Annotated in this window: 28 protein-coding genes; 10 read left to right on the forward strand and 18 right to left on the reverse strand. The window is 35.2% G+C overall.

Annotated features, from left to right (window positions below):
• Positions 1–74: 74 nt before the first annotated feature.
• From KYG33_RS13180 to trpS, 5 genes are all read left to right on the forward strand, one after another.
• Positions 75–320, forward strand: coding sequence for a DUF6576 domain-containing protein (locus tag KYG33_RS13180; RefSeq protein WP_077419524.1), 246 nt, complete (start codon positions 75–77; stop codon positions 318–320).
• 16 nt (positions 321–336) lie between these two features.
• Complete coding sequence (locus KYG33_RS13185; protein WP_077419523.1) at positions 337–531, forward strand: DUF2683 family protein; 195 nt, start codon at positions 337–339, stop codon at positions 529–531.
• A complete protein-coding gene (locus KYG33_RS13190) occupies positions 531–1,172 on the forward strand; it encodes a lipoprotein signal peptidase (RefSeq protein ID WP_077419522.1) in 642 nt (213 codons plus the stop codon). Before KYG33_RS13185 ends, KYG33_RS13190 begins: the two co-directional genes overlap by 1 nt.
• 15 nt (positions 1,173–1,187) lie before the next feature.
• The gene (locus tag KYG33_RS13195; RefSeq protein WP_077419521.1) at positions 1,188–1,832 is read left to right on the forward strand and encodes a vancomycin high temperature exclusion protein; all 645 of its coding nucleotides are present in this window, start codon (positions 1,188–1,190) and stop codon (positions 1,830–1,832) included.
• A gap of 342 nt (positions 1,833–2,174) precedes the next feature.
• Positions 2,175–3,143 carry a tryptophan--tRNA ligase gene (gene trpS / locus KYG33_RS13200; protein ID WP_077419520.1) on the forward strand — a complete coding sequence of 323 codons (969 nt, stop codon included), beginning with the start codon at positions 2,175–2,177 and terminating at the stop codon, positions 3,141–3,143.
• 70 nt (positions 3,144–3,213) lie between these two features.
• On the opposite strand, the gene KYG33_RS13205 is transcribed toward trpS, so the two are convergent.
• The 9 genes from KYG33_RS13205 to KYG33_RS13245 all read right to left on the reverse strand — a co-directional run bounded on the left by KYG33_RS13205 (position 3,214) and on the right by KYG33_RS13245 (position 11,032).
• The gene (locus tag KYG33_RS13205) at positions 3,214–4,500 is read right to left on the reverse strand and encodes a sensor histidine kinase (RefSeq protein ID WP_219071890.1); all 1,287 of its coding nucleotides are present in this window, start codon (positions 4,498–4,500) and stop codon (positions 3,214–3,216) included.
• Complete coding sequence (locus KYG33_RS13210; RefSeq protein ID WP_047381613.1) at positions 4,500–5,171, reverse strand: response regulator transcription factor; 672 nt, start codon at positions 5,169–5,171, stop codon at positions 4,500–4,502. The genes KYG33_RS13205 and KYG33_RS13210 overlap by 1 nt, the downstream gene beginning before the upstream one ends.
• Before the next feature lie 206 nt (positions 5,172–5,377).
• A complete protein-coding gene (locus tag KYG33_RS22625) occupies positions 5,378–5,608 on the reverse strand; it encodes a PepSY-like domain-containing protein (protein WP_077419518.1) in 231 nt (76 codons plus the stop codon).
• 10 nt (positions 5,609–5,618) lie between these two features.
• Positions 5,619–6,068: a PepSY-like domain-containing protein gene (locus KYG33_RS13220; protein ID WP_175627304.1), complete on the reverse strand. Its 450-nt coding sequence runs from the start codon at positions 6,066–6,068 to the stop codon at positions 5,619–5,621.
• A gap of 232 nt (positions 6,069–6,300) precedes the next feature.
• Complete coding sequence (locus KYG33_RS13225; RefSeq protein ID WP_219071891.1) at positions 6,301–6,996, reverse strand: YjjG family noncanonical pyrimidine nucleotidase; 696 nt, start codon at positions 6,994–6,996, stop codon at positions 6,301–6,303.
• A gap of 202 nt (positions 6,997–7,198) precedes the next feature.
• Positions 7,199–7,789, reverse strand: a complete 591-nt coding sequence (locus KYG33_RS13230) for an RNA polymerase sigma factor (RefSeq protein WP_047377368.1) — start codon at positions 7,787–7,789, stop codon at positions 7,199–7,201.
• A 195-nt stretch (positions 7,790–7,984) separates the two neighbouring features.
• Entirely contained in the window at positions 7,985–8,476 is a 492-nt protein-coding gene (locus tag KYG33_RS13235) for a hypothetical protein (RefSeq protein ID WP_077419515.1), read from the reverse strand.
• 87 nt (positions 8,477–8,563) lie between these two features.
• Positions 8,564–9,844 (reverse strand): methionine adenosyltransferase, encoded by a 1,281-nt coding sequence (gene metK / locus KYG33_RS13240; RefSeq protein ID WP_219071892.1) that lies wholly within the window; start codon positions 9,842–9,844, stop codon positions 8,564–8,566.
• Positions 9,845–10,081: 237 nt separating this feature from the next.
• Positions 10,082–11,032, reverse strand: a complete 951-nt coding sequence (locus KYG33_RS13245; protein ID WP_047377365.1) for a LysR substrate-binding domain-containing protein — start codon at positions 11,030–11,032, stop codon at positions 10,082–10,084.
• A 134-nt stretch (positions 11,033–11,166) separates the two neighbouring features.
• Here KYG33_RS13245 and KYG33_RS13250 point away from each other — a divergent pair, with 134 nt between their 5' ends.
• From KYG33_RS13250 to KYG33_RS13270, 5 genes are all read left to right on the forward strand, one after another.
• On the forward strand, positions 11,167–12,654 hold the full coding sequence (locus KYG33_RS13250; protein ID WP_180564757.1) for a catalase: 1,488 nt from the start codon (positions 11,167–11,169) through the stop codon (positions 12,652–12,654).
• Between the two features lie 106 nt (positions 12,655–12,760).
• Positions 12,761–13,528, forward strand: coding sequence for an enoyl-CoA hydratase/isomerase family protein (locus tag KYG33_RS13255; RefSeq protein WP_077419512.1), 768 nt, complete (start codon positions 12,761–12,763; stop codon positions 13,526–13,528).
• A 54-nt stretch (positions 13,529–13,582) separates the two neighbouring features.
• Entirely contained in the window at positions 13,583–14,005 is a 423-nt protein-coding gene (locus KYG33_RS13260; RefSeq protein ID WP_076356921.1) for a deoxycytidylate deaminase, read from the forward strand.
• A gap of 6 nt (positions 14,006–14,011) precedes the next feature.
• Complete coding sequence (gene xerD, locus KYG33_RS13265) at positions 14,012–14,926, forward strand: site-specific tyrosine recombinase XerD (protein ID WP_077419511.1); 915 nt, start codon at positions 14,012–14,014, stop codon at positions 14,924–14,926.
• Complete coding sequence (locus tag KYG33_RS13270) at positions 14,923–15,435, forward strand: NUDIX hydrolase (protein ID WP_219071893.1); 513 nt, start codon at positions 14,923–14,925, stop codon at positions 15,433–15,435. Before xerD ends, KYG33_RS13270 begins: the two co-directional genes overlap by 4 nt.
• A 183-nt stretch (positions 15,436–15,618) precedes the next feature.
• Here the strand turns inward: KYG33_RS13270 and KYG33_RS13275 are convergent, their stop codons facing one another.
• From KYG33_RS13275 to KYG33_RS13315, 9 genes are all read right to left on the reverse strand, one after another.
• Positions 15,619–16,077, reverse strand: a complete 459-nt coding sequence (locus KYG33_RS13275) for a heme-binding domain-containing protein (RefSeq protein ID WP_180564759.1) — start codon at positions 16,075–16,077, stop codon at positions 15,619–15,621.
• A gap of 4 nt (positions 16,078–16,081) precedes the next feature.
• Positions 16,082–17,881, reverse strand: coding sequence for an Ig-like domain-containing protein (locus KYG33_RS13280; protein ID WP_180564760.1), 1,800 nt, complete (start codon positions 17,879–17,881; stop codon positions 16,082–16,084).
• A gap of 25 nt (positions 17,882–17,906) precedes the next feature.
• Positions 17,907–19,169, reverse strand: coding sequence for a serine hydrolase domain-containing protein (locus KYG33_RS13285; protein ID WP_219071894.1), 1,263 nt, complete (start codon positions 19,167–19,169; stop codon positions 17,907–17,909).
• 193 nt (positions 19,170–19,362) lie between these two features.
• Positions 19,363–20,292 (reverse strand): 2-hydroxyacid dehydrogenase, encoded by a 930-nt coding sequence (locus KYG33_RS13290; RefSeq protein ID WP_077419506.1) that lies wholly within the window; start codon positions 20,290–20,292, stop codon positions 19,363–19,365.
• A gap of 45 nt (positions 20,293–20,337) precedes the next feature.
• Positions 20,338–20,724 (reverse strand): GxxExxY protein, encoded by a 387-nt coding sequence (locus KYG33_RS13295; RefSeq protein WP_317169696.1) that lies wholly within the window; start codon positions 20,722–20,724, stop codon positions 20,338–20,340.
• 87 nt (positions 20,725–20,811) lie between these two features.
• On the reverse strand, positions 20,812–21,354 hold the full coding sequence (locus KYG33_RS13300; protein ID WP_077419504.1) for an acyl-CoA thioesterase: 543 nt from the start codon (positions 21,352–21,354) through the stop codon (positions 20,812–20,814).
• Positions 21,342–22,094, reverse strand: a complete 753-nt coding sequence (locus KYG33_RS13305) for a hypothetical protein (protein WP_219071895.1) — start codon at positions 22,092–22,094, stop codon at positions 21,342–21,344. The genes KYG33_RS13300 and KYG33_RS13305 overlap by 13 nt, the downstream gene beginning before the upstream one ends.
• A gap of 203 nt (positions 22,095–22,297) precedes the next feature.
• The gene (locus KYG33_RS13310; RefSeq protein ID WP_219071896.1) at positions 22,298–24,415 is read right to left on the reverse strand and encodes a TonB-dependent receptor; all 2,118 of its coding nucleotides are present in this window, start codon (positions 24,413–24,415) and stop codon (positions 22,298–22,300) included.
• Between the two features lie 331 nt (positions 24,416–24,746).
• Positions 24,747–25,451: a WG repeat-containing protein gene (locus KYG33_RS13315; protein ID WP_257468779.1), complete on the reverse strand. Its 705-nt coding sequence runs from the start codon at positions 25,449–25,451 to the stop codon at positions 24,747–24,749.
• Positions 25,452–25,627 lie beyond the last annotated feature (176 nt).

Consider the following 25,627-nt stretch of genomic DNA (forward strand, 5'->3'; position numbering starts at 1 on the left):
GGTTTGTAAAAAATAATATTGGGTTTATATCGTATTCACGGATACTTTATAAACCTAATTTTTAATGTATACCTATGAGCGAATTATTAATTTTAGGATTTATTATCGCAATAGCATTACTGTTTTTCAATAGAGAATGGATTAAAAACAGATTCTTTTCTGAACCTCAGAAAAACTATACTATTGATGATCAATTCAATTCTGATAAACGCGAGCGGGAGAAAGAGATCGACAGACTTTTAAGCAAAATGGGCAGAAACGGAATCAGTGATTTATCTGAAAAAGATAGAAAACGACTCGACGAATTGTCCAAAATGTAAAAATTAAATATAAGAAATGGAATCTATTATAGTACATCCAAAAAATGCAATGGAGCTTAGCGCACTGAAAAGTGTACTGAAAGAAATGAACATTAAATTTGAAAAAGCTCATGTTAAAAGTTCGTATAACGGACAGAAAGTGGTTAAGAAAGCAAGTGATAATAAAAATATAAAACCTGCTGCAAAACCTTCAAAACCTAAAGGAGAGTAATGAAAAAGATATTAGCGATAACATTTTTAGTGTTGTTGATTGACCAGGCTTCAAAAATTTACATCAAAACTCATTTTGAACTGAATGAAAGTATTCCTGTAGTCAATGGTTTCTTTAACAAAACTTTTGTTGAAAACCCTGGAATGGCTTATGGATTTCATTTTGGCGGAATCATCGGGAAATACTTTCTGGTAATCCTAAGAGTTTTCCTGATTGGAGGAATGGTATATATGTTTAAAAAATGGTTGAAAGACGGAGCATCCAATTATCTTTTGATTCCTATGGCCATCATTTTCGCCGGAGCAATCGGAAATCTTATTGACGGAATGTTTTATGGGATGATCTTCGACACCGGAACAGTGTATGACGCCAGTACTGACCGATGGATTGGGTATGGAGGTATCTCTAAGCTTGTTCCTTTTGGGCAGGGATATTCTACCTTTATGAAAGGCTGTGTAGTGGATATGCTTCATTTCCCGGTAGTAGACTGGTACGTCCCTGAAAGCTGGCCTTTAATAGGAGGAAAACATATTGAGTTCTTCAAATATATTTTCAATGTTGCCGATTCTGCGATCACAGTAGGTGCAGCTTTCCTTCTAATCTTCAGAAAAAAAGCATTTCCAAACGGGCTTGAGTTTTAAAAGATGTATTTTCGGATGAAAAAAATAATCAAAAATATTTTTAAAATTTTCCTGCTTCTTCTGGTTGCAGGAATTATTTTTATTGCCTGGGCAAATTACAGCATAAAAAAGGACAGCGAATCTTTCGTTTCCTATAATATTGCAGATGTACCGGAAGCAAAAACGGGTCTGTTACTGGGAACCGGAAAACTTCTGAGCAACGGAACCCCGAATGCTTATTTCTACAATAGAATTGAAGCTGCTGCCAACTTATACAAAAGCAGAAAAATCCAATATATTATTGTAAGTGGTGACAACAGCACCAAAGACTATAATGAACCTGAAGATATGCAGCTGGCATTAATGCAGAAAGGAGTTCCACAGGATAAAATCATTTTAGATCATGCCGGATTCAGAACACTGGATTCTGTGGTAAGGGCAAAAGATATTTTCAGCCAGACAAAACTGGTGATTATCTCTCAGAAATTCCACAATGAAAGAGCTGTTTTCCTGGCCAGAAAAAACGGAATGGAAGCCTTTGGTTATAATGCTGCTGATGTAAATAAATACGCAGGTTTAAAGACCAATATGAGAGAGTACGCTGCCAAAGCTAAGGCATACTGGGACCTTCTTTTCGGAGTAGAACCTAAATTTGGTGGGGAGAAAATTGTGATTCCTTAATATTTTTTAACCACGGATTTCACAGATAATGGTGGAGAAGGATACTGGATTATGAGTTGAGAGGTTTTGGCTAAAGCCAATAATGAATTCTTAATTTAAAGCTGGCTGGGCTTTCTTCGTCTCCGCTCAGAATTATATCCCACCTCCATTGAATTTTAAATGACAACATCTTTTATCTTTTATCTTTTATCTTTTATCTTTTATCTTTTATCTTTTATCTTTTATCTTTTATCTTTTATCTTTTATCTTTTATCTTTTATCTTTTATCTTTTATCTTTCGTTATTCCCAACAAACCTCGTAAATTTGTAATTCATTAATTCTTTAATATAAATTTTAAACAAATGTCAAGAATTCTTACCGGCATTCAAGCCACCGGAACACCCCATCTTGGAAACTTATTAGGGGCAATTATTCCTGCTATTGAACTATCCAAGCAGGAAGGAAATGAATCATTTTTATTTATTGCGAATCTTCACACGCTTACACAGATTAAAGATGCGCAAACGTTAAGACAAAATACCTACGAGATTGCTGCGGCTTGGCTTGCTTGTGGATTAGATACTGAAAAAACATTTTTCTACAGACAAAGTGATATCGCTGAAACCTGTGAACTTTCTTGGCATTTATCATGTTTTTTTCCTTATCAAAGATTAACATTGGCTCATTCATTCAAGGATAAGGCTGACAGACTTCAGGATGTAAATGCAGGTTTATTTACTTACCCAATTCTGATGGCTGCAGATATTTTACTGTATGATGCAGAGATTGTACCTGTAGGAAAGGATCAGCTTCAGCATTTGGAAATTGCAAGAGATGTAGCTTCCAGGTTTAATAATCAAATGGGAGAAGTGCTTGTATTACCACAAGCAGAACTTCAGCAGGACACGAAATATGTTCCCGGAACTGATGGGCGTAAAATGTCTAAATCAATGGGAAATATTATCAATATTTTCTTACCTGAAAAGGAACTGAAAAAACAGGTAATGAGCATTGAATCAGATTCTAAATCTCTGGAGGAACCTAAAGATCCCGAAACTGATAAAACCTTCCAGATCTATGAACTTATTGCAACACCTGAACAAACTGAAGAGCTAAGAGTAAAATATCTTGCCGGAAACTTCGGATACGGACATGCTAAGAAGGAATTACTGGATCTTATTCTGGTACGTTTTGAGAAAGAAAGAGAAACGTTCGCTTATTATATGAACAACCTTGATGAGCTGGAAGCAAAACTACAGCAAGGTGCCGAGAAAACCAGACCTATTGCCCTGGAAACTCTTAAAAGAGTAAGAACAAGCTTAGGATTTTAATACTAAGTTGTAAACATAAGAAAGCCTTTCAAACGAAAGGCTTTTTTTATTTATTATGATTTTCTGAATATCATTTTCCGTTATTCTTTGTCAGGATAAAGTAATGCATCTGATCGCCGAATTCATAGACAATATCCCAACCCGGGTATTGTTTTATAATGGTCTTAATGATAGACAATCCTAATCCTGTAGAGGTATGATCTGATCCTTGCTTGTAAAAACGGTTAAAGATCCTTGACTTATCTAAAGGAATGGCTGTACCGCTGTTTTGGAATGTAATCCGGTTATATTCAACAATAATATTTAACGTTCCTTCTTCATTATTATATTTAACCGCATTTTTAAGAAGATTGGACAGCAGAATATCTGCCAGATCCTGGTTAAAATCTGCAACGAATTTTCCTTTCTCTATAATATTGACCTCTACTTTTTTAAATGCGATGAAATCTTCATAATTCTGAACTAACTGAGCAATCATTCCATTAAAGTCAACATCTGAAGTTTTATTAAACTGACTGTTTTCAATTTTGGAAAGCATTAATAAAGATTTGTTTAAGCCTACCATTCTTCGCAGATCATTTTTAACTTCAGTAAGAAAGGTCATACTCTTTTTATCAAGGTCATCATTCTGAATCAGAAGGTCAATTTTGTTAATAACAATAGCCAAAGGAGTCTGAAGTTCGTGGGACGCATTTTCAATAAACTGTTTCTGCTGGTAAAAAACAAGCTCGTTACGTTCAATCATTTCATTGATTTCGACATTCAATTCTTCAAACTCGGTAATTTTATATGTCTGCTTTTCCTGTGAAAAAGAGATTCCGAACTGATATTTTTTAAGCTTATCCAAAATCAGATAGAAAGGTCTCATTGCTTTATTCAAAAGATATCCGTTGATGACAACAATGCTTATTACCAAAAGGATATAAAGCACAATTAAAGCAGTCGTAAGGTCGTAGATCAATTCGTCCTCTTCTACGGTAGACGTTCTTATGACAAGCCTCTGCTGATTTTTAAACTGATCGATAAAGTCTGCCTCAAGAACTCTGTAAGGCTGGTCTTTATCATCATATTCCATATAATACATCTTATTGTAAAGCCTGCTTTTATTTTGATACTCTTCAGCTTTAATGGGATTAATTTTAAATTCATTAAATCCAAAATCATTATTATTCAGCAGCTGGGGATTCAGATAAACAGCTTTGATAATCTGTATTTTCCGGTCCTTCAATCCGTCATCCACATTATCATGTACTTCATCCAGAATGTAGGCATAAAACAACCCTGCCCAAACTGCAATAACAAACAGCAGGATGATGATCAGGTATTTTATGGTATAATATTTTAAAGAGACTTTCATCAGATGAATTTATATCCTATTCCGTATACAGCCTGGAAATCAGCTTCTGCATTAAGTGTTTTTAATTTTTTACGAAGATTTTTAATCTGTGAATAAATAAAATCCAGACTGTCCGCCTGATCGATGTAATCTCCCCAGATAGCTTCTGCCAACGTCGTTTTCTGTAAAGTTTTTTCCGGATGGATCACAAAATAATACAATAGATCGTATTCTTTGCGGTTAAGGACTAACTCCTCATTTCCCACTTTCACTGTTCTGTTCTCCGGATCAATACTTATATTTTTGTATCGGATGATATTTTCACCATCCTGATTTTTTCTTCTGATCACCGACTTGATCCTCGCCATCAGTTCTGCAAGATGAAAAGGTTTGGCAAGATAATCATCAGCCCCTATTTCCAATCCGGTTACCTTATCATCTACTGAGTCTTTGGCAGAAAGAATGATCACGGGATCTTTCTTGTGCATTTTTTTTATTTCTTTCAGCAGATCTATTCCGTTTCCGTCCGGCAGCATAATATCCAGCAAAATACAGTCATACTCGTAAGAAATAATTTTCTCCAGCCCATTGCTGTAATTTTCAGCATACTCTACAATGAAATGTTCTGCTTCCAGAAACTTCTGTACCGTATCTTTTAGTTCGGGTTCATCTTCTACTATTAAAATCTTCATACCTCTGGGTGTATATGCTCTGCTGCATGATTAACTAATATCAAATATAGGAAATTATAAGGATGGAAGCTGGAGATAGAGATACACATCCAAGAGTCTACGAGAATATGATCAATATAAGGGTTATATGATAGATAACCGATAAGATATCTATAAAATGAAAATGCTCTCTGCCCTCTTCCCTCAGGTATTTTTTCATGAATAATCTAATTTGATTTCACGTTACGGCCATCTGCATCGAAAACAAGACATAGACCATTCATCAAATGAATCTTATAAGCATTATATTTTTTTTCAATAGAGTCAATGACACTGCAAGGATGATTCCTTGTGATAAATGAAACTATATTCTTTCTAATCTGAGCAGAAGAAATCTTTCTTCCGTTACTGTTTATTAAATTCCAGTTGACCATAATATTAAAATTTAGTGTTTGCATCGGTTAAGTATTAATCATCAATTCTTTTAAAATTTCCGTTTCTGTCAAATTCAAGCTCCAGTCCGTTGGAAAGTTCTGCTTTATAAGACCATCTTTTCTTTTCGATCTTGATGATGTAAGTGTTCGGGAAATTCTTTGTACTGTAGTTTCTGATCGATACAGGAATGAAACCATACGGAACTTTCTGATGCTTTCCATCCACTTCTTTCCAGTTTCCATTGCTGTCAAACTCTATTTTCATTCCATTGGTCAGATATACTTTATATTCATCTACTCCATAAATTTCTCTGTCTTCAATGGCCGAGGTTACAGGTATTCCTTTAAATTGGGCAGCAAGAAAGTTTTTAGCTGTTTTGGGTAACTGATTAACATTGATTGCTCTGTCCTGTGCAGAAACGAAGCCTCCTATTAATAAAAACATGATCATCAATACTCCTGTGATTTTCTTTACATTTTTCATAACATTTAATTTTTTTATCATTATTATGGAGCAAAGTTGCAAATCAATTTGGGAAAGAATTGGGAAAACTAATCCAGCAAAAAAATAAATGAATTTATGATTTAGTCTTAATCGCAGATTTTCGTGGATAATCAAACATCTTTACGTTGATTTCTCAAGTCTATAAAACAGAAAAGCCACTAAGATAATCTTAGTGGCCTATATTTATACTTTAGACTTTATGGTCTTACATTTATAAGTATTCTTTAATCTGCTGAAGATTGGTAATGGCTTTTAATCCTTCTTTCCGTTTATCTTCTTTATAAACATCAAAGAAAATGGCATCCATTCCGAAGTCTGTTGCTCCCATGGCATCAGCAATCCAATCATCACCAATCAGGATACTTTCTTCTTTTCTGGCTTCAGAAAGTCCTAAAGAGTATTCAAAAATCCTGGGATTAGGTTTTCTTACTCCTACAGCATCTGCACTGGTAATCGTTTTAAAATAAGGGGCAATTCCGGACAAGGTACATTTCCTTTCCGTTACCTCCTGAAATCCATTGGAAATAATGTGTAATGTATAATTCTTAGCTTTCAGATATTCCAAAACATCTTCAGCTCCTTCTACCAATTGATTATGACTCACAATATTATCAAGAAAGTGCTCTTCAAAATAAAGGGCAAGTTCTCTATCTTCTACTCCAAAATGTTTAAATGAGTCATAAAAACGGTGTTCTCTCAAATACTCTTTGCCAATAATTCCATCTCTGATCTTTTCCCATAAATCTTCGTTGATATCATGGTAAACAGAATGAAACTCTTCAAAGTCAATATGATACTTTGAAGTAATTTCCTGTTTTTCAAAAAGTTCCTTGATGGTAAGATAGGCATTTCTACGATGATCCCAGAGTGTATTATCCAGGTCAAAAAAAACATGCTGCATTTTCATACAGCACAAAGTTAATCATTTTAATTTTTTAAAATTGGATAATTTTTGCTCTTGCTTTTCACAACTTCAAGGCTTTTAGAAAAATTCAGCAAAAAATCAATAGTTTGTTTCTTAGGTTTCAAAGTTTTCACTTTTAAGGAGTCATTTTTTTTCATAAGCGAAGTATGTTTTCCTTAAAACGTGAAATTTCCCAAAATATTATTTATCTGGTTAATATTATATTATTTTCATCCATGATTTTTCTCAGGTTTATCAGCGCATACCGTACTCTTCCAAGAGTAGTATTAATGCTCATATCTGTATGATCCGCAATTTCCTTGAAACTCAGCCCGTCAAAAAATCTTAGTTTGATTACTTCTTGTTGATTTTGTGGTAAAAACTGCAGCATCCTTAAAAGATCTTCCTGTATCTGATTCGTCACAAGCTGATCTTCAATATTTTCAGAAGGCTCTCTGATCAAATCAAAAATAGAATATTCATCGGTTTCAAAAGTAGTTTCTGAAACCTTTATATTCTTTGCTTTTGATCTGAAATGGTCGATAATTAAATTGTGGGAAATCCTTTTCGCCCAAAGGATAAATTTACCTTCTTCGTTATAACGCCCTTCTTTCAGCATAACAATAATCTTCATAAAGGTGTCCTGAAAGATATCATTCGCTAAATCTTCATCATTAATTTTATAAAAAATGAATGTAAACAGTTCTCTCTGATGTCGATGAATAAGGGTTGACAACGCACCCTCGTCTCCTTTCTGGTAAAGGGAAATTAGTAAACTATCCGATTTTGATTTCATAACTCTTCTCAATATAAATATTTGCAGACAGCCATTCTACCAGATATTTCTTCTGGTCTTTGCTGTATAAACAAAACAGTTCTAGAGTAGAGTCTCTTCTATAGGCGGTAGTACAATTATTATGATGTAAATATAATATTTTTTTAATAACTGTTAACCTATTATTAAATTTTTTAGAGAAAAATCTAAAAAAAATCATTTAAACATGTCATGAATGAATACGGTAGGGATATTTAATGTAAAATTAATATTCAGACCTTTCATCTCTTTTCCGTTCAATCGGGTATCTCCGATAGGAAAAGCATAGCCTCCGGTAAGGTCTAGCATCCCAAATAAGGTGACTCCTATTTTAGGGGCAATGTATTTATTGGTTCCTTCTACCCCTGCTAAAAAATAATACGAGTGATAGAAGTCTACATTTTTTTCAAAATTAAGAAGAACATCCGCCTGGAGCTTTGGCATGATAGCAAATTTGGAGTCCGCAACTCCCATCAGTGCAGATCCTCCCAATCTGTAAATCACATCGTCATTTTTAAGAAAAAGCAATTTCCCTCCTATTTCACCAAAACTTTGATTCTGATAAGTATACCCCACAGTAATCATTTTATGCATGGTATATTGTGCCTTTGCTAATGTACTTAGCAAAAACAGGGACAGGACAGCAACTACAGTTCTAAAATTCATCATCTTTCTATATTATTAAGGTGTAAAATTAAAAAAAAACTGCCTTATCAAGAGATAAAGCAGTTCATTTATTATTCTTTAAGGGGAAAATTAAATTCCGAAAGCGGTTTTAATTTCCTCTACTTTGTCTAGTTTCTCCCAAGTAAAGAACTCAAGCCCTTCCAATGTAAGCTCATTTTTATGTCCTTTATTAAAAGTTTTATCAGCAATATAATGCTCTTTACCCATATGCCCGTAAGAAGCAGTTTCCTGATAAATAGGATTTCTTAATTTTAAGTTCTGCTCAATAGCATAAGGTCTTAAATCGAAAATTGCAGAAACTTTTTTCGCAATCTCTCCATCATGAAGATCTACTTTTGCAGTTCCGTAAGTATTGATATATAAACCACAAGGCTCAGCTACACCAATAGCATAAGAAACCTGCACCAAAACTTCATCAGCAACTCCTGCAGCCACTAAGTTTTTAGCAATATGTCTTGTAGCATAAGCAGCACTTCTGTCTACTTTAGAAGGATCTTTTCCTGAGAAAGCACCTCCTCCGTGAGCTCCTTTACCACCGTAGGTATCAACAATGATTTTTCTACCTGTAAGACCTGTATCCCCGTGAGGTCCTCCGATTACAAATTTCCCTGTAGGATTGATGTGATATTTGATCTGATCGTTGAACAAAGCTTTGATTTCCTCAGTCTGTTGTGCAACAACTCTTGGAACCAGAATGTTTTTAATATCCTCACGGATCTTATTCAACATTTCCTCTTCAGCTGCAAAATCATCGTGCTGAGTAGAAACTACGATAGAATCAATTCTAATTGGTTTATGATCATCAGAATACTCAATAGTTACCTGGCTTTTTGCATCAGGACGAAGATAAGTGATTTCTTTATTTTCTCTTCTGATGGCAGAAAGTTCCTTCAGAATCGTGTGGGCAAGATCCAATGCAAGAGGCATATAGTTAGCCGTTTCATTGGTAGCATACCCGAACATCATTCCCTGATCTCCTGCTCCTTGTGCATTTGCTTTTGCTTCGAAAGACTCGTCATTTACAGCTCTGTCAACTCCCTGGTTGATATCAGGTGACTGCTCATGGATGGCAGAGATCACTCCACAAGAATCTCCATTGAACATATATTCACCTTTTGTATATCCAATTCCGTTGATTACTTCTCTGGCAATAGTCTGCACATCAAGATAAGCATCTGATTTTACTTCCCCTGCCAATACCACCTGTCCGGTAGTTACAAGAGTTTCACATGCTACTTTTGAGTCTTTATCATATGCTAAAAAATGGTCGATTAATGCATCAGAGATTTGATCGGCAATTTTATCCGGATGTCCTTCTGAAACGGATTCAGATGTAAATAAATAAGACATATAATTCTTTTGTTTTTAAAGATTTAAAAAAATTGTATTGAAGAAAAATATGAAATAAAATTGCCCAAAAAAGAATACTGTTTTAGCATATTTTTATAGAGGTTGCAATCAGGTCAAATTTTTCCTCGTAATAAACGTCAGCAAATTTAAGCACTATTTTTGTAATACTCAAAAATTTTGTTTATTAATTATAATTTTATTTAAATTGATGATTTCTATCACTTTAAAGCATTTCCATTACTGAGGCTTAATGCTTACAAATTCTTTTGGACTTTCGTGATAATTCAGCTTAAGTTCTAAAGAAGTTTTGATAGAATGTGACAATTCATCAATTATTTTTTGCTTAAATGTTGGCTTATAATAAATAATACTGATTTCTCGATAAGGGAAAGGTTTTTTGAATCTGAAAACATTTTTCTTCTGTTCTTCTGAAAGCTGACTCAAAGCAAGTTCTGGCAGAATACTGATTCCTCCTACTTTATCTACCATGTGTACCAAGGTCTGGATATTGGAAGCCAGGAAGTCTAAATTTTTAGGCTTCAGGGTATTTTCTTTCAAATGACAGATGTTCTCAAACTGATTTCTAAGACAGTTTCCTTCTTCAAGTAACCATACTTTTTCTACATTCAGATCTTCCGGAATGATGTAAGAATTCTTTTTGTTGGCTTCTGTATTGGAACTGTAAATCATCAGCTCCTCATTGAATAAGAAATCCTGATAAAACTCGTCAGCAGTATCATAAGGAGTTGAGATAATTCCCGCATCCAGTTCTCCTGCTTTTAAAGCTTTAATAATATTATCCGTTGTCATTTCTTTTACATTCATCTGAATCTTTGGATTGTCTTCAAGGAACTTGAAAATTTCCGTAGGCAGAATGAAAGAAGAAACCGTAGGAATAATTCCCAGATTAAGAGTTCCTCCTAAAATATTATTCAAAAGGTTCGCTTTGTTTTTCAGCTCATTGACAGATTCTATAATAACTTTTGCCTGATCAATAATCTGAAGACCTACATCTGTGGTACGAATCGGGTGAGTAGTTCTGTCGAAAACCTTCACATCCAGTTCATCCTCAAATTTCTGTATCATGGCACTTAACGTAGGTTGTGTAATAAAACATGCCTGAGCTGCTTTACCAAAATGTTTATACTTATCAACAGCGATAAGATACTCCAGTTGCTGAATGTTCATTTGATTAATATTATCTATTACAAAGATATAACGTTTTTGTTATTAGCAATTAAAAATTCAAGTAAATTTGATATTCATTACCTTTACACTTCGATTTAGAAAAAGGAAAAAGAATTATTCAAATCTTCAATTATATGGATTCTAAAAAATTAACGTTAAGCAACGGCGCACCTTACTTTGAGCATCAGGATTCACAGACGGTAGGACCAAGAGGCCCGGTATTGCTGCAAGACTTTATTCTTCAGGAAAATCTTGCGCATTTCGTTAGGGAAAGAATTCCTGAAAGGATTGTGCATGCTAAAGGAAGCGGTGCTTATGGAACTTTTACCGTAACCCATGACATCAGCCAGTACACAAAAGCAAAACTGTTCTCAAAAGTAGGAAATTCATGCAGAATGTTTGCCCGTTTTTCTACTGTAGGAGGAGAAAAAGGAAGCGCAGATACAGCAAGAGACCCTAGAGGTTTTGCTTTAAAATTTTATACAGAAGACGGAAACTGGGATCTTGTAGGAAATAATACTCCGGTATTCTTTATTAAGGATGCAAAAAAATTTCCAGACTTTATTCATACTCAAAAAAGACTTCCAAAAACCAATTTAAAAAGCGCCACCATGATGTGGGATTTCTGGAGCTTAAATCCTGAATCGCTTCATCAGGTTCTTATATTAATGTCAGACAGAGGAACGCCTTACGGATACAGACATATGCATGGATTTGGGTCTCATACTTTCTCCATGATTAATGACAATAATGAAAGAGTATGGGTAAAATTCCACTTCAAAACCAAGCAGGGGGTGAAAAACTTCACTGATGAAGAAGCGGTAAAAATGGCCGGCGAAAATCCGGACTTCGCCCAGGAAGACCTTTGCAATGCTATTGAAAACGGAGACTTCCCGAAATGGACCCTGTATATCCAGGTGATGACTGAGGAACAGGCAAAAGACTTCAGATGGAATCCTTTTGATGTAACAAAAGTGTGGTTTCATGATGACTTCCCATTGATTGAGGTAGGAGAAATGGAACTTAATGAAGTTCCTGTTAATTATTTTGCTCATGTTGAACAATCTACTTTTTCACCAAGCAGCCTGATTAACGGAATTAGTTTCTCACCTGACAAAATGCTGCAGGGAAGACTATTTTCTTATCCTGATGCACACCGTTACAGAGTGGGTGTCAACGCACATCAACTGGAGGTGAACAGATGTCCTTTTGCGGTCAATAACTACCAGAGAGATGGCTATATGGCAGATTCAAGCTACTATCAGGACAAACCGAATTACCATCCGAACAGTTTCGATGATATCAAAGCAGATTCTGATTACAAAGGTTTTGAATATGAATTAGACAGTGCTCATGTAGCCAGTTATAACAGAAATGATAATGACAGCGATCATTATACTCAGCCGGGTCTGCTTTATTCAAAAGCAATGAACGCAGAAGACAGAGATCGTCTGATTCAAAATATTATCGGAAGCATGCAAGGCATCAGCGGGCCTAAAAAAGACGAGATTATCAACCGACAATTATGTCACTTTTTCCGTGCTAATATTGAGCTTGGCATGAAAGTAGCTTCTCAGTTAAATGTCAATATTGATGCAAATATGATGAATCATTCCAAATAATCATATTGAATAATAAATTAAAAAAAAGGAAAAAAAAAATAATATTTTTTCCTTTTTTTTGTAAAAAATTCATAATTTGCAAAGGATGATATTTTAAAGTGGAAAAATGAGTTACGAGAACATATTATTAAAAAAAGAAGATAAATTATCTATTATTACCATAAACAGACCTGGAAGTTTAAATGCTTTAAATGCAAAAACAATTCAGGAAATCAGTACCGCACTGGATGAGCTTAACGCTGATACTTCCTGCAGGGTAATTATCCTTACCGGAAGTGGAGAAAAATCTTTTGTAGCAGGAGCTGATATCAAGGAGTTCAGCGACTTCGGACAGGAAAAAGCTGAAGAACTTGCAAGAAACGGACAAAATATATTGTTCAATAAAATTGAAAATATGTCTAAACCTGTCATTGCAGCCGTAAACGGTTTTGCATTAGGCGGAGGTTTAGAGCTTGCTATGGCATGCCATATCAGATATGCATCGGAAAACGCCAGATTAGGACTTCCTGAAGTAACTCTTGGATTAATCCCGGGATACGGAGGAACTCAAAGGCTTCCAAAGCTTGTAGGAAAAGGTATTGCCAATGAAATGATCTTCTCTGCCAAAATGATCCCTGCTCAAAAAGCAAAAGAGATCGGCCTGGTCAATGAAGTATACCCTATTGAAGAATTATTAACCAAAACGAAAGAATTAGCAAACACGATTGCCTACAATTCACCAATGGCAATATCCAAGGCTATAAACGCCGTAAATTTATCTGATACAGAGAAAGGTTTTGAAACTGAAATTAAATATTTCGGGCAACTTTTTGAAATGGAAGATAAGAAAGAAGGAGTTACTGCGTTTCTAGAGAAGAGAAAGCCTAACTTTTAAATCTTTCTAAAAGATTTTAATCCAAATTATTTCGAAAAAAAACAATGCTGCGGTATGAATAAGTTTGATAAAGCTTATCTAAAAATGGCTCAGGAATGGGCAAAACTCTCCTACTGTAAGAGAAAACAGGTGGGAGCTCTTATCGTAAAAGATAGGATGATTATTTCAGATGGTTACAACGGGACTCCTTCGGGATTCGAAAACTGCTGTGAAGATGGAGAAGGGAAAACACACTGGTACGTATTGCATGCTGAAGCGAACGCTATATTAAAGCTGGCCGCTTCTACTCAATCTGCAAAAGGGGCAACGTTATATCTGACGCTGTCTCCCTGTAAAGAATGCAGCAAGCTGATTTTACAGGCAGGAATTGCGAGACTGGTGTATATTAATGAGTATTCAGATGACGATGGAATATCGTTCCTGAGAAACCATAACATTGAAATAGAACAAATATCGGACTGTGAACTAAAAAAATAAGCACAAATGACTTGGGATGAAAAGATCAAAGATTTTGAAATATTTCTTCGTTTCGAAAGAAATTTTTCAGAAAACACTCTCGACGCCTACGTTCGGGACATTAAGAAATTAAAAGATTATGCAAAAGAAGATCTGGCAAACGTCGGCCCAGATTCTATCGGTTACGAAAACCTGCAGGAATACATTTTCAATCTTTCTAAACAGAAATTCAGTGAGAGATCACAAGCAAGATGGATATCTTCCATCAAAGCCTTTTTCAAATTTCTGCTTGAAGATGAATATCGTGAAGACAATCCTGCGGCGTTACTTGAAGGCCCTAAATTGGGATTATACCTCCCTGATACCTTAAGCCTGCCTGATATCAACAAAATTATCACTGCTATTGAAGTCAATACAGATCTTGGAAAAAGAAACCACTGCATCATAGAGGTACTATATGGATGCGGGCTTCGTGTTTCTGAACTCATTGATCTGAAGATCTCCAATATCAATTTTAAAGAGCAATACATCAAGGTAAACGGAAAAGGAAACAAAACCCGTTTTGTACCTTTGGCCGACTATACTGCTGATTTGCTTGAAAATTATATCAAAGAGGTACGTTCTAAAGGTAAGATCAATAAGAAATATGAAGACACTCTGTTTTTGAACAGCCGTGGGACATCTATGTCCAGAGTGATTGTATTTCTTATCATTAAAGAACTTACAGATAAAGCAGGGGTTAACAAAAAAATATCTCCACACACCTTCAGACACTCATTTGCTACGCATTTACTGCAGAACGGAGCAGATCTCCGTTATATTCAGGAAATGCTGGGGCATTCCAGTATTACAACAACGGAAATCTATACGCATCTGAAGACGGAAGAATTAAGGGATGTTATTTTGAGTTATCACCCGAGAAATATTAATATTGCTCAATGAAACTATTGAAATATTGCCCAAGCTGTGGCAAAGAGTCCTTACACTGGGACGGCGAAAAGAAATGGAGCTGTCCGGAATGTGGTTTTACTTTGTATAATAATGTGGCAGGCGCAGTGGCGGTTGTCATCAGATGTGGTAACGAAATTTACCTTACCCGAAGAAACAGAGATCCTAAAAAAGGAAAACTTGATCTTGCCGGAGGATTCGTTGACCCTAAAGAAAGTGCAGAGGAAACCTGTAAAAGAGAACTTTTTGAAGAACTTCAGCTTGATATCGATATTTCTAACCTGAAATACCTTACCAGCCTTCCAAACATCTATCAATACAAAGAAATTGATTACAATACCATCGATCTCTTTTATGAGTATAATGTTTCGGAAAAGTTTGAGGTAAATCTTGAACTCTCAGAGATCTCAGAAGCAGTATGGATTCCTTTACAGGAGCTAGACCTTGAAGATATTGCCTTTGATTCTCAGAAGAGATTTTTTGGGAGCTATTTAAAGAAATAATTTTTGTAATATATTCTCTCGCAGAGTTTGTAGATTAAGCAGATTGTTAAAACACATTCATCTGCCGGTCTGCAAAATCTGCGAGAGTTTTTTATTTTATGATAATCTTAAAATAATATAACAGAAGAATAAAGCATTGAAAATAAGCTATCTCTTTTATTTTTTCCCGCTTTATTTTAGATACTAATAAGTCTTCGTTTTCAGCATTTCTTCAAAATACTGAATCAACAGTGCTCTTTCTGCTTCTGAAAGATTAGCTTCTTTATGATAGACAATATAACCCGGCATTGGCATTGCTTTGCTTTGGATAGTCTGAATAGATTTAGTGATCATATCCTTCTTCAAATCCTTATTATACGTTTCCCAGGTAGAAAAGTTAAGGTGTTCTCTTCCTTCATTTACATGGCTTTTTACAGACCATGATACAGGTGCAATAAAAGCATATTTCGGGTAAACTGTTTCATTGGAATGGCAGTCATAACACGCATTTTTAAGCAGTGTTCTGATTTTTTCAGGTGCTTTCCTTGCATCAACGAAGTTCGCAGCAGAATCAACCGGTTTATTGATTCTATCAATAGGAAAAAACTGGATCAGGGCAAAACCCACCAATATCCAAAATATGATTTTCTTAGCCATTTTCATCTGCTTACTTTGCCGGAGTTAAAACAGCATTACCGGATTTAAATTCTTTTTTCAGCGGTTCCTTCGTTACCGTAGGTGTTACAGGCTGCGGAGTTTCTGATGCTGGAACAGAGGTTGATGTGGGTGCCGGAGCTCCCGATGTTGATTTAGGACTGTCAAGTGTTCTGGTATCCTTCAGATCCCAGTCTTCTCTTGTTTCCCACAATCCTCTTACGATTACTTTTTTATGGAAGATATAAGCATCTTCAGCAAATATATCGTTAGCGAAATCTGCTTCATCCCAATATTTATTCCCGTTATTATCTACCAGAATTCTTACAATATATTCTGCAGGTCTCAATATATCAAATTTTACCTTGTCTCCTTTTATATATTTCTGATAGGCAATTTTATCTGAAGAATCTATCAGTTGAATCCAATAATTTGCTTCCGGAGCATTGGTAATAGAGAACTCAACACTTCCAAACTGATCTGCTTTAGCAACATCAAAATCGAAACGCTTTGACTGGCTGTTTTTTGCATAGTACGAAGATACGGTTTCCTTAGGAACAGTAAGTTCATAGCTTTTTCCCATCACAAAATCTGATTGAACATGGATCTGATAAGGATTTGTTTCTGAAATTTTAGCAGTGAACGGTAAAGTTGTTAAACTGTCACCTTTGATCTTTAATGTCCATTTTGAAGGATCAATTTTATCTACAATATAGTTTGATGCAAGCTTTAAATCTGCTTTTGGAGCGATTGAAGTTCCGTCATTATCGCTCACGACATCCATCGCATTCTTCTTATTATATCTGTAAAATAAAGAAACGCTGTAGGCACTATCTTTTTTGGGACCTTTATTATGAGTAAATGTGAGTTTTTCATTCGCTGTCTGCCCCACATCATCTTTTACTGCATCAAACCAGATTCTGACAGAGTCGGATTTTGGGTTATGCATTATTTTGATATCTTTTATTTTCTCATTCAGTGACTGAACTTTTACTTCATCTGGATTTCCTTCAAATGACATTAAAATCCCACCTGCAATTTCTTTCATTTCTGAATATTTCACTGCTTTTCTGGAAGGATATACTTTCAAATTCAATCCTGAAATAGATTTCTCTACATTGATGGGATCTTTCTGGAATCCAACCTTTTCTTTTCCTGGGTCATACATAGAATTTCCATTCTCGTCGTCAAAAGCAATAATTTTATATTTTCCAGGAGTCAGATAATTCAATTCATAATACCCGTCTTCATCTACCTTGGTGATATAGTAAGGTTTTTTCTTATAATCCATCGTATCTTTTACCTGATACAATCCTACCACAAGCTTATTTTCCGTTGTTGTTCCCGTTTTCTTTTTAATATCCATTGCATCTTTTACCTCACCACTGATGTAAAGATCATCCAGTTTGTCTCCTGTAGAAAAAGCAAAATTGAAATACCTCAGTATATTCGACTCGTTATTATCTACAATGGAATTTCCGAAATTAAAATTATACGTTGTATTCGCCTGAAGAGTATCAGTCCATTGGATCAGCACAAATTTGTTGGCTATATTCGAAGGAAGAATTCTCGTTATCCCTTTAATAGGTGGTGAAATAATCAGGTTTTTATTGATGTCCTTCAATGTTACATATTCATCAAAATCCAGACGGAGCTCGTGAATATCTTTTTTGACATTAATTCTTGTAGTATCAATGTTTGAACTTAAAAACCTTGGTGCTAAAGTATCTTTAGGCCCTCCGACAGGAGATCCCACTCTTGCACATGAATGTACAAGAAAACAGATAACAAATAATAAAAGAAACCTTTTCATGAAAATGTTTAAGCAAAAATAAACATTATTCTCCAAAAACTTCCTGTCCGGAATTTAAAGTATCTTTATTATCATGCATAACGGTGTGCAACTTCTCCTTCTGTAAAGGAAAATCCTCAAATAATCCGGATAACGCAAGAGCTGTATATACTTTGTTTGAATATTTGTTTCCGATAGCCACGATGGTAACTTTAGATTTTAAAAGGTGGGCAAATACAGAGTTTGTGCCATGCCACCATCCGTTGTGATACGTCAGCTTTTCACCATTATCAAAAATTTTCATCCTGAATCCTAATCCATAATTATTCATTCCTGACTTTTCATTGCTGTAAGGAGTGAAAACCATCTCCATGAGTTCCGGTTTCAGGAAATTTTTCGAAAACATTGCTTTTGAAAAATTGTACAAATCTCTTGGAGTAGTATATACATTTTTGTCACCATAAATAAGATCTAATCTGTCTAAAGGATACAGTTTATTTCCCCCATAATAGAATGACTGAGAGGCTGTAGGAATATCTTTTTCCTGGAAAATGTAAGTATTATTCATTTTCAAGGGTGTGAAAACCATTTCTTTCATCGCCTGCGGGAAAGGAGTTTTTGTTATTTTTTCAACCAATAAAGCCAATAGAGCAAAATTGGTATTACAGTACATAAATCCTGTATCGGTATCTCGCGCCAGATCTGGTTTGTATTTGATAATCATATTCAATACATCCTGGTTCGTAATAAACGGTTTTGAAAGTTCTGCCGGTGCAGGCTGTATTTTGGTGATAAAATATTCGTATTTCGGAAGACCGCTTCTTTGATCCAATAAAGTCTGAACAGTAACATCGGGATATGGAAATCCTGGAAAAAACTGAGTAAGGTGATCTGTAAGTTTTATTTTTCCAGCCTCAATCAGCTTCATCATTGCCATTGCCGTTAAAGTCTTTGAAACCGAAGCTACATGCAACGGTGTATTTTTATCAATCGCCATCTGATTGCCTTCTCTTCCAAAACCTCTGTAATTTTCGTAAAGAATTTCATCGCCCTTAGCAACCAGAATTCCTCCGCTAAGGTTGCCTTCTTCCCATATTTTTTTGTAATACTGATCTATATAGCTTATTGTTGTCTGCCTGTTCAGAAGCTGCCCATCACCTTTCGTGAAAATATCTCCCAGATCTACGTTTCCATAGTTGGGAAGATTGGTCGTATTTTCAGCTGAAACTTCTTTGGCTTCAGACTTTTTTTTACAAGAAAATATTGCTAAAAGAACAGTTAGGATAAGTATAAAATTACGCTTCGTCATGAGATTCAAAATGAGCGGCAATTTAATAAAACTCAAAAATAAATAATAAACATGAAAGGGACATTATGAATTATTTAACATAAATGAAGGGAGATATAAAATTTGGAAGGACAAAATCGCGAAAAAGTGAAAGTTAATAAAAAAGCGAATTCACTTTTTGTAAATTCGCCTTTTATCTTTTATTTTTCATTGTTTAACAATGTGAAGCTACAATTTTATCTACAATAAACTGAGCCAACTTTTCTTTGCTCTGGTGTGTCCACCCGGCAATGTGTGGTGTTACAATGGCTTTTTCACATTCAAGAAGGTATTTTAAATCTTCATTTTCAGTTTCAATATGCTCGAAAGAAGATTTTTCGTATTCTAATACATCCAGACAGGCACCTTTTACTTTTCCAGATTTCAACGCTTCTACTAAATATTTAGTTTTCACATTCTTTCCTCTTGCCGTATTGACAAAATAGAAGTTGTTTTTCATTTCTGCAATGAATGTTTCATCTATAAGATAATGCGTTTCTGAAGTCAAAGGAATATGTAAGCTTACAACCTCAGCAGACTGTTTCAGCTCTTCCAGAGAAACCTGTATTGCATATTCATCCGAAAGGCCGGGAAGTATATCATGGAAGATCACTTTACATCCGAATCCTGAAAGCCTTTTAGCTGTAGCTTTCCCCATATTTCCATATCCGATAAGCCCTACAGTTTTCCCCAGCAATTCATCTCCTCTGTTTTCTTCACGTTTCCAGATCCCATTTTTCACTTCCTGAGAGGCAATAAAAAGTCTGTTCATGATCACAAGCAGCATTCCTACCACATGTTCTGCTACGGAATCTCTGTTTCCTTCCGGAGAATTGATCAGTTGGATTCCCAGTTTTTCAGCAACAGGAATATCTATGTTTTCCATTCCGGCTCCTACCCTTGCAATAAATTTCAGGTTCTTACCCTTCTCCAGAAAATTTTGGTCTAAAGGAATACGACTTCTGATAATAATCCCGTCGTAATTTTCAATTTTATTGCAAACCTCATCATAAGACGATGTAAAATCCTCTTCCAATATAAAATTCTGAGCCAAAAGCTGCTCAGTGATAAGAGGATGATTTTTATCTAAAAGAAGTATTTTCATAATTTAAACACGAATGACACTAATTTATTTCACAAATAACACAAATTATAATATCCCGTTAATCACTCTCTTAACTCCATTTTTAAATTGAAGCGTATTAAAGTTAATCAACATTCCAAGTTTACAATTACTTAAGCGAAAGTATGTAAGTATTTGTGCTAAATGAATATCTTGTAATGATTCTATAGATTTTATTTCCAGTACAATTTTTTTCTCAATCAAAAAGTCAAGCCTATAGCCCACATCCATTTTCACTTCATCATAAACTAATGGCATCGATTTTTGTCTTTCTACAAGAATACCTTGTTTATTTAATTCATAAAACAAACATTCTTCATAAGCACTTTCTAAAAGTCCTAGACCCAATGTCTTATGAACTATATACCCTGCTTCGTAGACAATTTTTGATATATCATTTTCTGAAATATCCATTTTGATTATTTTTTTTCATTTGATTAGGCATAAACCATTTGTGGAAATTCGTGCCAGATATTTGTGTCTTTTGTGTTTTATAGGAGGTTATTTCTTATCTTTCTTAGACTCCTGTGGTTCCTGGAAGAGTTTTTTAAGCTCTACAGATTCCAGAGGTTTCATTCTTCCGGAAAGAATTAATGAAAGTTCTTTTCTACGGAATGCTGCTGCAAATCTTTCTTTTTCTTCTTCTGTTTCAGGAACCATTTCCGGAATCGGAATCGGACGGTTGAATTCATCTACTGCAACGAAAGTATAAATACCAGCATTGGTATGAATTTTCTTCTGATTGATCGGGTCATCCAACCATACATCCACATATACTTCCATGGAGGTAGAAAATGCCCTGGAAACTTTAGATTCCAATACCACTACTCCGCCTTCCGGAATCGGGTGATTGAAAGACACGTGGTTTACAGAAGCTGTTACTACTCTTCTCTCGCAGTGTCTTGCCGCAGAAATAGACGCACAACGGTCCATTTTTGCCAAAAGTTCACCTCCAAAAAGATTTCTTAAAGAATTGGTTTCGTTCGGAAGAACGATATTGGTCATAATGGTCAGAGAGTCTGACGCTTTTTTTATTTTTGCCATCTAGTCTTAGTGTTGTTTGGAACGGCCGGAGCTGGTTTTACTACTTTTCCGACAGGTTTTGCTAATGAATCTTTTTTCAAAGAATCTGAAACGGATGCTTTTGGGGTATGTACCATCACCTTAATGGTATCTTTTACAATTCTGTGGGTAGAGGTTTGTACGGAAACCTTATTGAAAGACTTTTTACCAAAAAGAAGTTCCTGCTGGGTAAAAGCCAGATATAAAATCCCCAAAACCGGAATAATCAAAAGGAAAACCCAGAGAAGAGTTTTTCTGAATTTGAAATCCTTTTCGCGATTAACTGAAGGATTTACCTTTTCTCCGTTATTGATATCTGAAAATCTGATCTCTTCAAGTCCATAAAAGTCCGGACGTCCTGATTCTATTCTTTTTCCTTTGAAATGGGTATGTCCTTCTTCAATGAAAACTGTTCCAAGGTTTTGAATTTCAAGAACCTGTTCGGCCTGAAGTTTCTTCTTCCAAAAATCTGTCTGGATCTTCAGATCACTTCTTGAAGCCTCTAAGGACATCTGTTTCTGTCCTGCAATAAAAGCAGTAAGATCTTCAGCCTGTACTTCGTAGTCTATTGTAAATTCAATCTGACTGGCTGGAGGTAAGATACTCCCGTTTTCGGAATTGATAATTGCCTTAGAATTTTTCAGTGAAAACACCCCAAAGCCTGGAACCGTGGCAGTTCCAAATTGTTTTAAGTATTCTAAAATGTATGCTGAAATATTCATTTGGCAGCAAATTTATAACTTTTTCATGACTTTTTAAGATATTTAACCTATATAAAAAAAGACTGCCGAAACAGTCTTTTGATTATTCTGTATCAAAACTGGAATACAGGTATTTAAACTTCTTTTTTTAAGCTTAACAGTTATAATGAAACGGGTAAAAGGGCAGATTTACAAATTCACTTATTTACTTTCCGACCTTCTCATTATTGAATCTTCCAGCTCACTCCAAACATGAAATTCGTTCCTGCCTGTGAAAAATAATACGGCTGTCCTTCGTACACGGATCCGTTGTTGACATATTTTTTATTGAACAGGTTATTCACCAACAGTTTTAATGCAATTTCATTATTGGCAATTTTAAACTGATACTGAGCGTTGAAATCTGTCAGGAAATAATCTTTAAGCTGCAGATTTGCATCTTCCGTATTGTCCAGATATTGTTTCCCGACATACTGATTCATTAAAGCAAACTGAAAATTCTTTGTAGGGTTGAATTTCAGACCTACATTGGCAATTACATTTGGAGAGAATGAAATCTGTGTATTTCCAAGGCTTTTAGGAACATCTCCATTTTGAATATTAAAATCCTGGTTTCTGCTCTGGCTTAGCGTCACATTTCCGGAAACTTCCCATTGCTTGGATAGCTTTGCCAGGGCACCTACCTCAATACCTCTTCTGTAGCTTTTCCCGGAATTGGTTCTGATGAATGCTCCTACATTATTAAGTACACCATTTAATACCAATTGATTCACATAGTACATATAATAGAGATTCGCTGTAAAGGATACAATCCCGAACTGTTTTTCAAAACCAGCTTCAATGTCGTGAAGTTTTTCTGCTTTCACATCGTTATTCGCCATCAAGTCATCTCTGTTCGGTTCCCGGTGTGCATGAGCGTATGACAGGAATACTTTACCACCTTCAATTCTGTAATTTACACCGGCTTTTGGATTAAAAAACAACCAGTTCTTACTTAAATCTGCACCTTCACCATCACCAGCCATCAGGACTTTAGTATTATAATTGATTTTTCTAAGCTGTAAATCACCAAAAAATTCAAAATTATCTACTCTGAACAAGGCTTTTGCAAAACCGGATACTTCATTCTTTATCGAGCGGCTTCTGTAATACTCGCTTTCATCAATCTGAGGAAAAAATACTCCGGTAACATTTCCGTAGTGTCTTCCGTAATACTGATTGGCAACAACACCAACATTCAGATCTAAGTTTTCAAACTTTCCGTAAAGCGTTGAAACAACTCCATAAAAATCATTATTCAGCCATTTTTTCCTGATAAAGTCTGAATATTTTATAGTTTGCCCTACTTCAGTCAAATCAGGTAAATTGTATCTGGAAAAAGGATCTCCCTGCTTGTAGTTCTCGTAATATCCTTTTCCTTTGGTATAGTGAAAAGTAGTTTCAAGATTCCATCGGTCACTGAATTTTTGTTCCCAAAGCAACTGATAGTGGTTCTGTCTGTAATTGTCTGTTTCGTTGTCATAGAAACTTACAATATTCTCCCAATTGGCATCATAAATAGCACCTGAAACATTGAATTTAGGATCGGTTTCCCATGTCTTACGGTCAATCCCGTTCCATGCCTGGTAGGTTTTCTCTCTTCCGCCGAAAGCCATTAAACGCAGCTTTGTGTTTCCTTCTTCAAATAAAGCAGTGAAATTATAAGAATGTAAGTTTGATGAAGCTCTGTCAATATATCCGTCAGAGTGAATATGCGTATATCTTCCCATTATGGAAAGACGGTTTTTCCAGAACTTACCGGAACCTACTTCAGCCGAATATTTATAGGTATTGAATGAGCCGTAGCTGTCATCTGTTTTAAAATAAAATTTTTCTTCAGGATCTTTAGAAATCACATTGATACTTGCGCCAAAAGCAGAAACACCATTATTGGAAGTTCCCACCCCTCTTTGAATAACAATCTGAGACGCAGAACTTGTTAAATCCGGAACATTCACAAAAAAAGTCCCCTGGCTTTCAGAATCGTTGTACGGAACACCATTCATCATTACATTAATGCCGCTTCCTGAAACTCCACGAATTCTAAAACCGGTATATCCTACTCCATTTCCTGCATCTGAGGTAGAAATAATGGAGGTTTGATTTTTTAAAAGAATAGGAAGATCCTGTCCTAAATTTTTACCGTCTAAATCTTTCTGTACGTTGATGATTTCCTTTGCTACCGGCAGCCTTTTGGTAAAGTTGACGGCTTCAATTTCTCTGATTTTCAGAGAATCCTTATTCTGAGCCTGGATAAAGGCTACGGAGCCTACGCTAAGCCCTAAAAAAAATAATCCTTTCATTCTATAAATCTTTGACATTTAATGAATAAAAGGGGATCGATAAGATATTATACAATAAGCGCCTGATGAAGACGCATCCCTAAACAGCATTACCTGTTCCAGGTTCATTGGGTATAATCTCAGCCTGTTAAAGCACCCCTTTATTTCAGCCGCAAAATTACAAAAAATATATGAGATAAAAGAGAATGTAAAATCCGGGTTACGGGTTGCGGGATATTGGGTTATGAGATAATAAAAACATCACGGAAAATAGGAGTTATTGAATGAACCATTCATCATTCATCATTCATCATTCATCATTCATCATTCATCATTCATAATTTATAATTTTCTAATAGGTTTTATTGTCCGCATCAACATAATAGTAGCTTTTTCCGTCTTTCGTGACTTCAAACATCTTCCCCAGTTTCCAGCTAAAGTTTCTTTTAATATTGGCATATTCAAAAGGAATAATGATCTTATTGTTAACGTCAATCACTCCAAATTTATCATTATTGGAAGCAACAATCATGGGATTAGCCACATCATCACCTTCCATAATGTACAGATACTGATATTGAGGATAGATCTGAAACTGCCTGTAATCTGCAGCATTCACAAATTTTGATTTTTCAATAATGCCGTAAAAACCATTCAGAGTATAAGCCTGAAATAGCTGCTGTTTATATTCTTCAAATATACATTTTCCAAAATCGGCTTCTTTGAACTGGTATACTCTCTTCCCAGACTGATCTACCCGGTAAGAAATCATATCTTTTTCTACTGTAGCATATTCTTTTGTTCCGAATTTTCTAACTTTTTCATTAGGAGAATTCAGAAGGTTGCAGTCTTCGTAAAAAAATACGGCAATATGATATTCCGGCTGAATAATAAATTTCCCATTCTGGTTAACATACCCAAAATGATCACCTTTCTTCTTAGGAATCAAAACCGGAAGATCTTTATTGATTATTACTAAATCAGGATTAGGCTTTTTAGCTGCAGACCCTTTCTTAACCGCTATTTTCACGCCTTGCTTCACCTTTATTTTCTTCACAGATTTAGTCTGTGAAAAAATGAAAACCGAAGTAAAAATGCATAAAACATTTAGGATATTTTTCATATTCGCCATATGTCTACAAAAATATGACCAAAAATAGATATTATAAAATTCATATTTATAAAGAATCTAAATAATTTCGTTTCTATAAAATATTAAAAATTCGTAATTTT

Source organism: Chryseobacterium sp. D764, from assembly GCF_019317325.1.
Lineage (GTDB): Bacteria > Bacteroidota > Bacteroidia > Flavobacteriales > Weeksellaceae > Chryseobacterium.

Excerpts from the sequence above, each read along its gene's own strand:
- KYG33_RS13295 (WP_317169696.1), bottom strand. The coding sequence starts at position 20,724 with ATGGATATTTCAGAAAATGATATATCAAAAATTGTCTACGAAGCAGGG.
- KYG33_RS13260 (WP_076356921.1), top strand. The coding sequence starts at position 13,583 with ATGAATAAGTTTGATAAAGCTTATCTAAAAATGGCTCAGGAATGGGCA.
- KYG33_RS13190 (WP_077419522.1), top strand. The coding sequence starts at position 531 with ATGAAAAAGATATTAGCGATAACATTTTTAGTGTTGTTGATTGACCAG.
- KYG33_RS13235 (WP_077419515.1), bottom strand. The coding sequence starts at position 8,476 with ATGATGAATTTTAGAACTGTAGTTGCTGTCCTGTCCCTGTTTTTGCTA.
- KYG33_RS13185 (WP_077419523.1), top strand. The coding sequence starts at position 337 with ATGGAATCTATTATAGTACATCCAAAAAATGCAATGGAGCTTAGCGCA.
- trpS (WP_077419520.1), top strand. The coding sequence starts at position 2,175 with ATGTCAAGAATTCTTACCGGCATTCAAGCCACCGGAACACCCCATCTT.
- KYG33_RS13225 (WP_219071891.1), bottom strand. The coding sequence starts at position 6,996 with ATGAAAATGCAGCATGTTTTTTTTGACCTGGATAATACACTCTGGGAT.
- KYG33_RS13250 (WP_180564757.1), top strand. The coding sequence starts at position 11,167 with ATGGATTCTAAAAAATTAACGTTAAGCAACGGCGCACCTTACTTTGAG.
- KYG33_RS13195 (WP_077419521.1), top strand. The coding sequence starts at position 1,188 with ATGAAAAAAATAATCAAAAATATTTTTAAAATTTTCCTGCTTCTTCTG.
- KYG33_RS13300 (WP_077419504.1), bottom strand. The coding sequence starts at position 21,354 with ATGGCAAAAATAAAAAAAGCGTCAGACTCTCTGACCATTATGACCAAT.
- KYG33_RS13290 (WP_077419506.1), bottom strand. The coding sequence starts at position 20,292 with ATGAAAATACTTCTTTTAGATAAAAATCATCCTCTTATCACTGAGCAG.
- KYG33_RS13285 (WP_219071894.1), bottom strand. The coding sequence starts at position 19,169 with ATGACGAAGCGTAATTTTATACTTATCCTAACTGTTCTTTTAGCAATA.
- KYG33_RS13230 (WP_047377368.1), bottom strand. The coding sequence starts at position 7,789 with ATGAAATCAAAATCGGATAGTTTACTAATTTCCCTTTACCAGAAAGGA.
- KYG33_RS13220 (WP_175627304.1), bottom strand. The coding sequence starts at position 6,068 with ATGAAAAATGTAAAGAAAATCACAGGAGTATTGATGATCATGTTTTTA.
- KYG33_RS13255 (WP_077419512.1), top strand. The coding sequence starts at position 12,761 with ATGAGTTACGAGAACATATTATTAAAAAAAGAAGATAAATTATCTATT.
- KYG33_RS13270 (WP_219071893.1), top strand. The coding sequence starts at position 14,923 with ATGAAACTATTGAAATATTGCCCAAGCTGTGGCAAAGAGTCCTTACAC.
- KYG33_RS13275 (WP_180564759.1), bottom strand. The coding sequence starts at position 16,077 with ATGAAAATGGCTAAGAAAATCATATTTTGGATATTGGTGGGTTTTGCC.
- KYG33_RS13210 (WP_047381613.1), bottom strand. The coding sequence starts at position 5,171 with ATGAAGATTTTAATAGTAGAAGATGAACCCGAACTAAAAGATACGGTA.
- KYG33_RS13280 (WP_180564760.1), bottom strand. The coding sequence starts at position 17,881 with ATGAAAAGGTTTCTTTTATTATTTGTTATCTGTTTTCTTGTACATTCA.
- metK (WP_219071892.1), bottom strand. The coding sequence starts at position 9,844 with ATGTCTTATTTATTTACATCTGAATCCGTTTCAGAAGGACATCCGGAT.
- KYG33_RS13180 (WP_077419524.1), top strand. The coding sequence starts at position 75 with ATGAGCGAATTATTAATTTTAGGATTTATTATCGCAATAGCATTACTG.
- KYG33_RS13310 (WP_219071896.1), bottom strand. The coding sequence starts at position 24,415 with ATGAAAGGATTATTTTTTTTAGGGCTTAGCGTAGGCTCCGTAGCCTTT.
- KYG33_RS22625 (WP_077419518.1), bottom strand. The coding sequence starts at position 5,608 with ATGCAAACACTAAATTTTAATATTATGGTCAACTGGAATTTAATAAAC.
- KYG33_RS13205 (WP_219071890.1), bottom strand. The coding sequence starts at position 4,500 with ATGAAAGTCTCTTTAAAATATTATACCATAAAATACCTGATCATCATC.
- KYG33_RS13305 (WP_219071895.1), bottom strand. The coding sequence starts at position 22,094 with ATGAATATTTCAGCATACATTTTAGAATACTTAAAACAATTTGGAACT.
- KYG33_RS13245 (WP_047377365.1), bottom strand. The coding sequence starts at position 11,032 with ATGAACATTCAGCAACTGGAGTATCTTATCGCTGTTGATAAGTATAAA.
- xerD (WP_077419511.1), top strand. The coding sequence starts at position 14,012 with ATGACTTGGGATGAAAAGATCAAAGATTTTGAAATATTTCTTCGTTTC.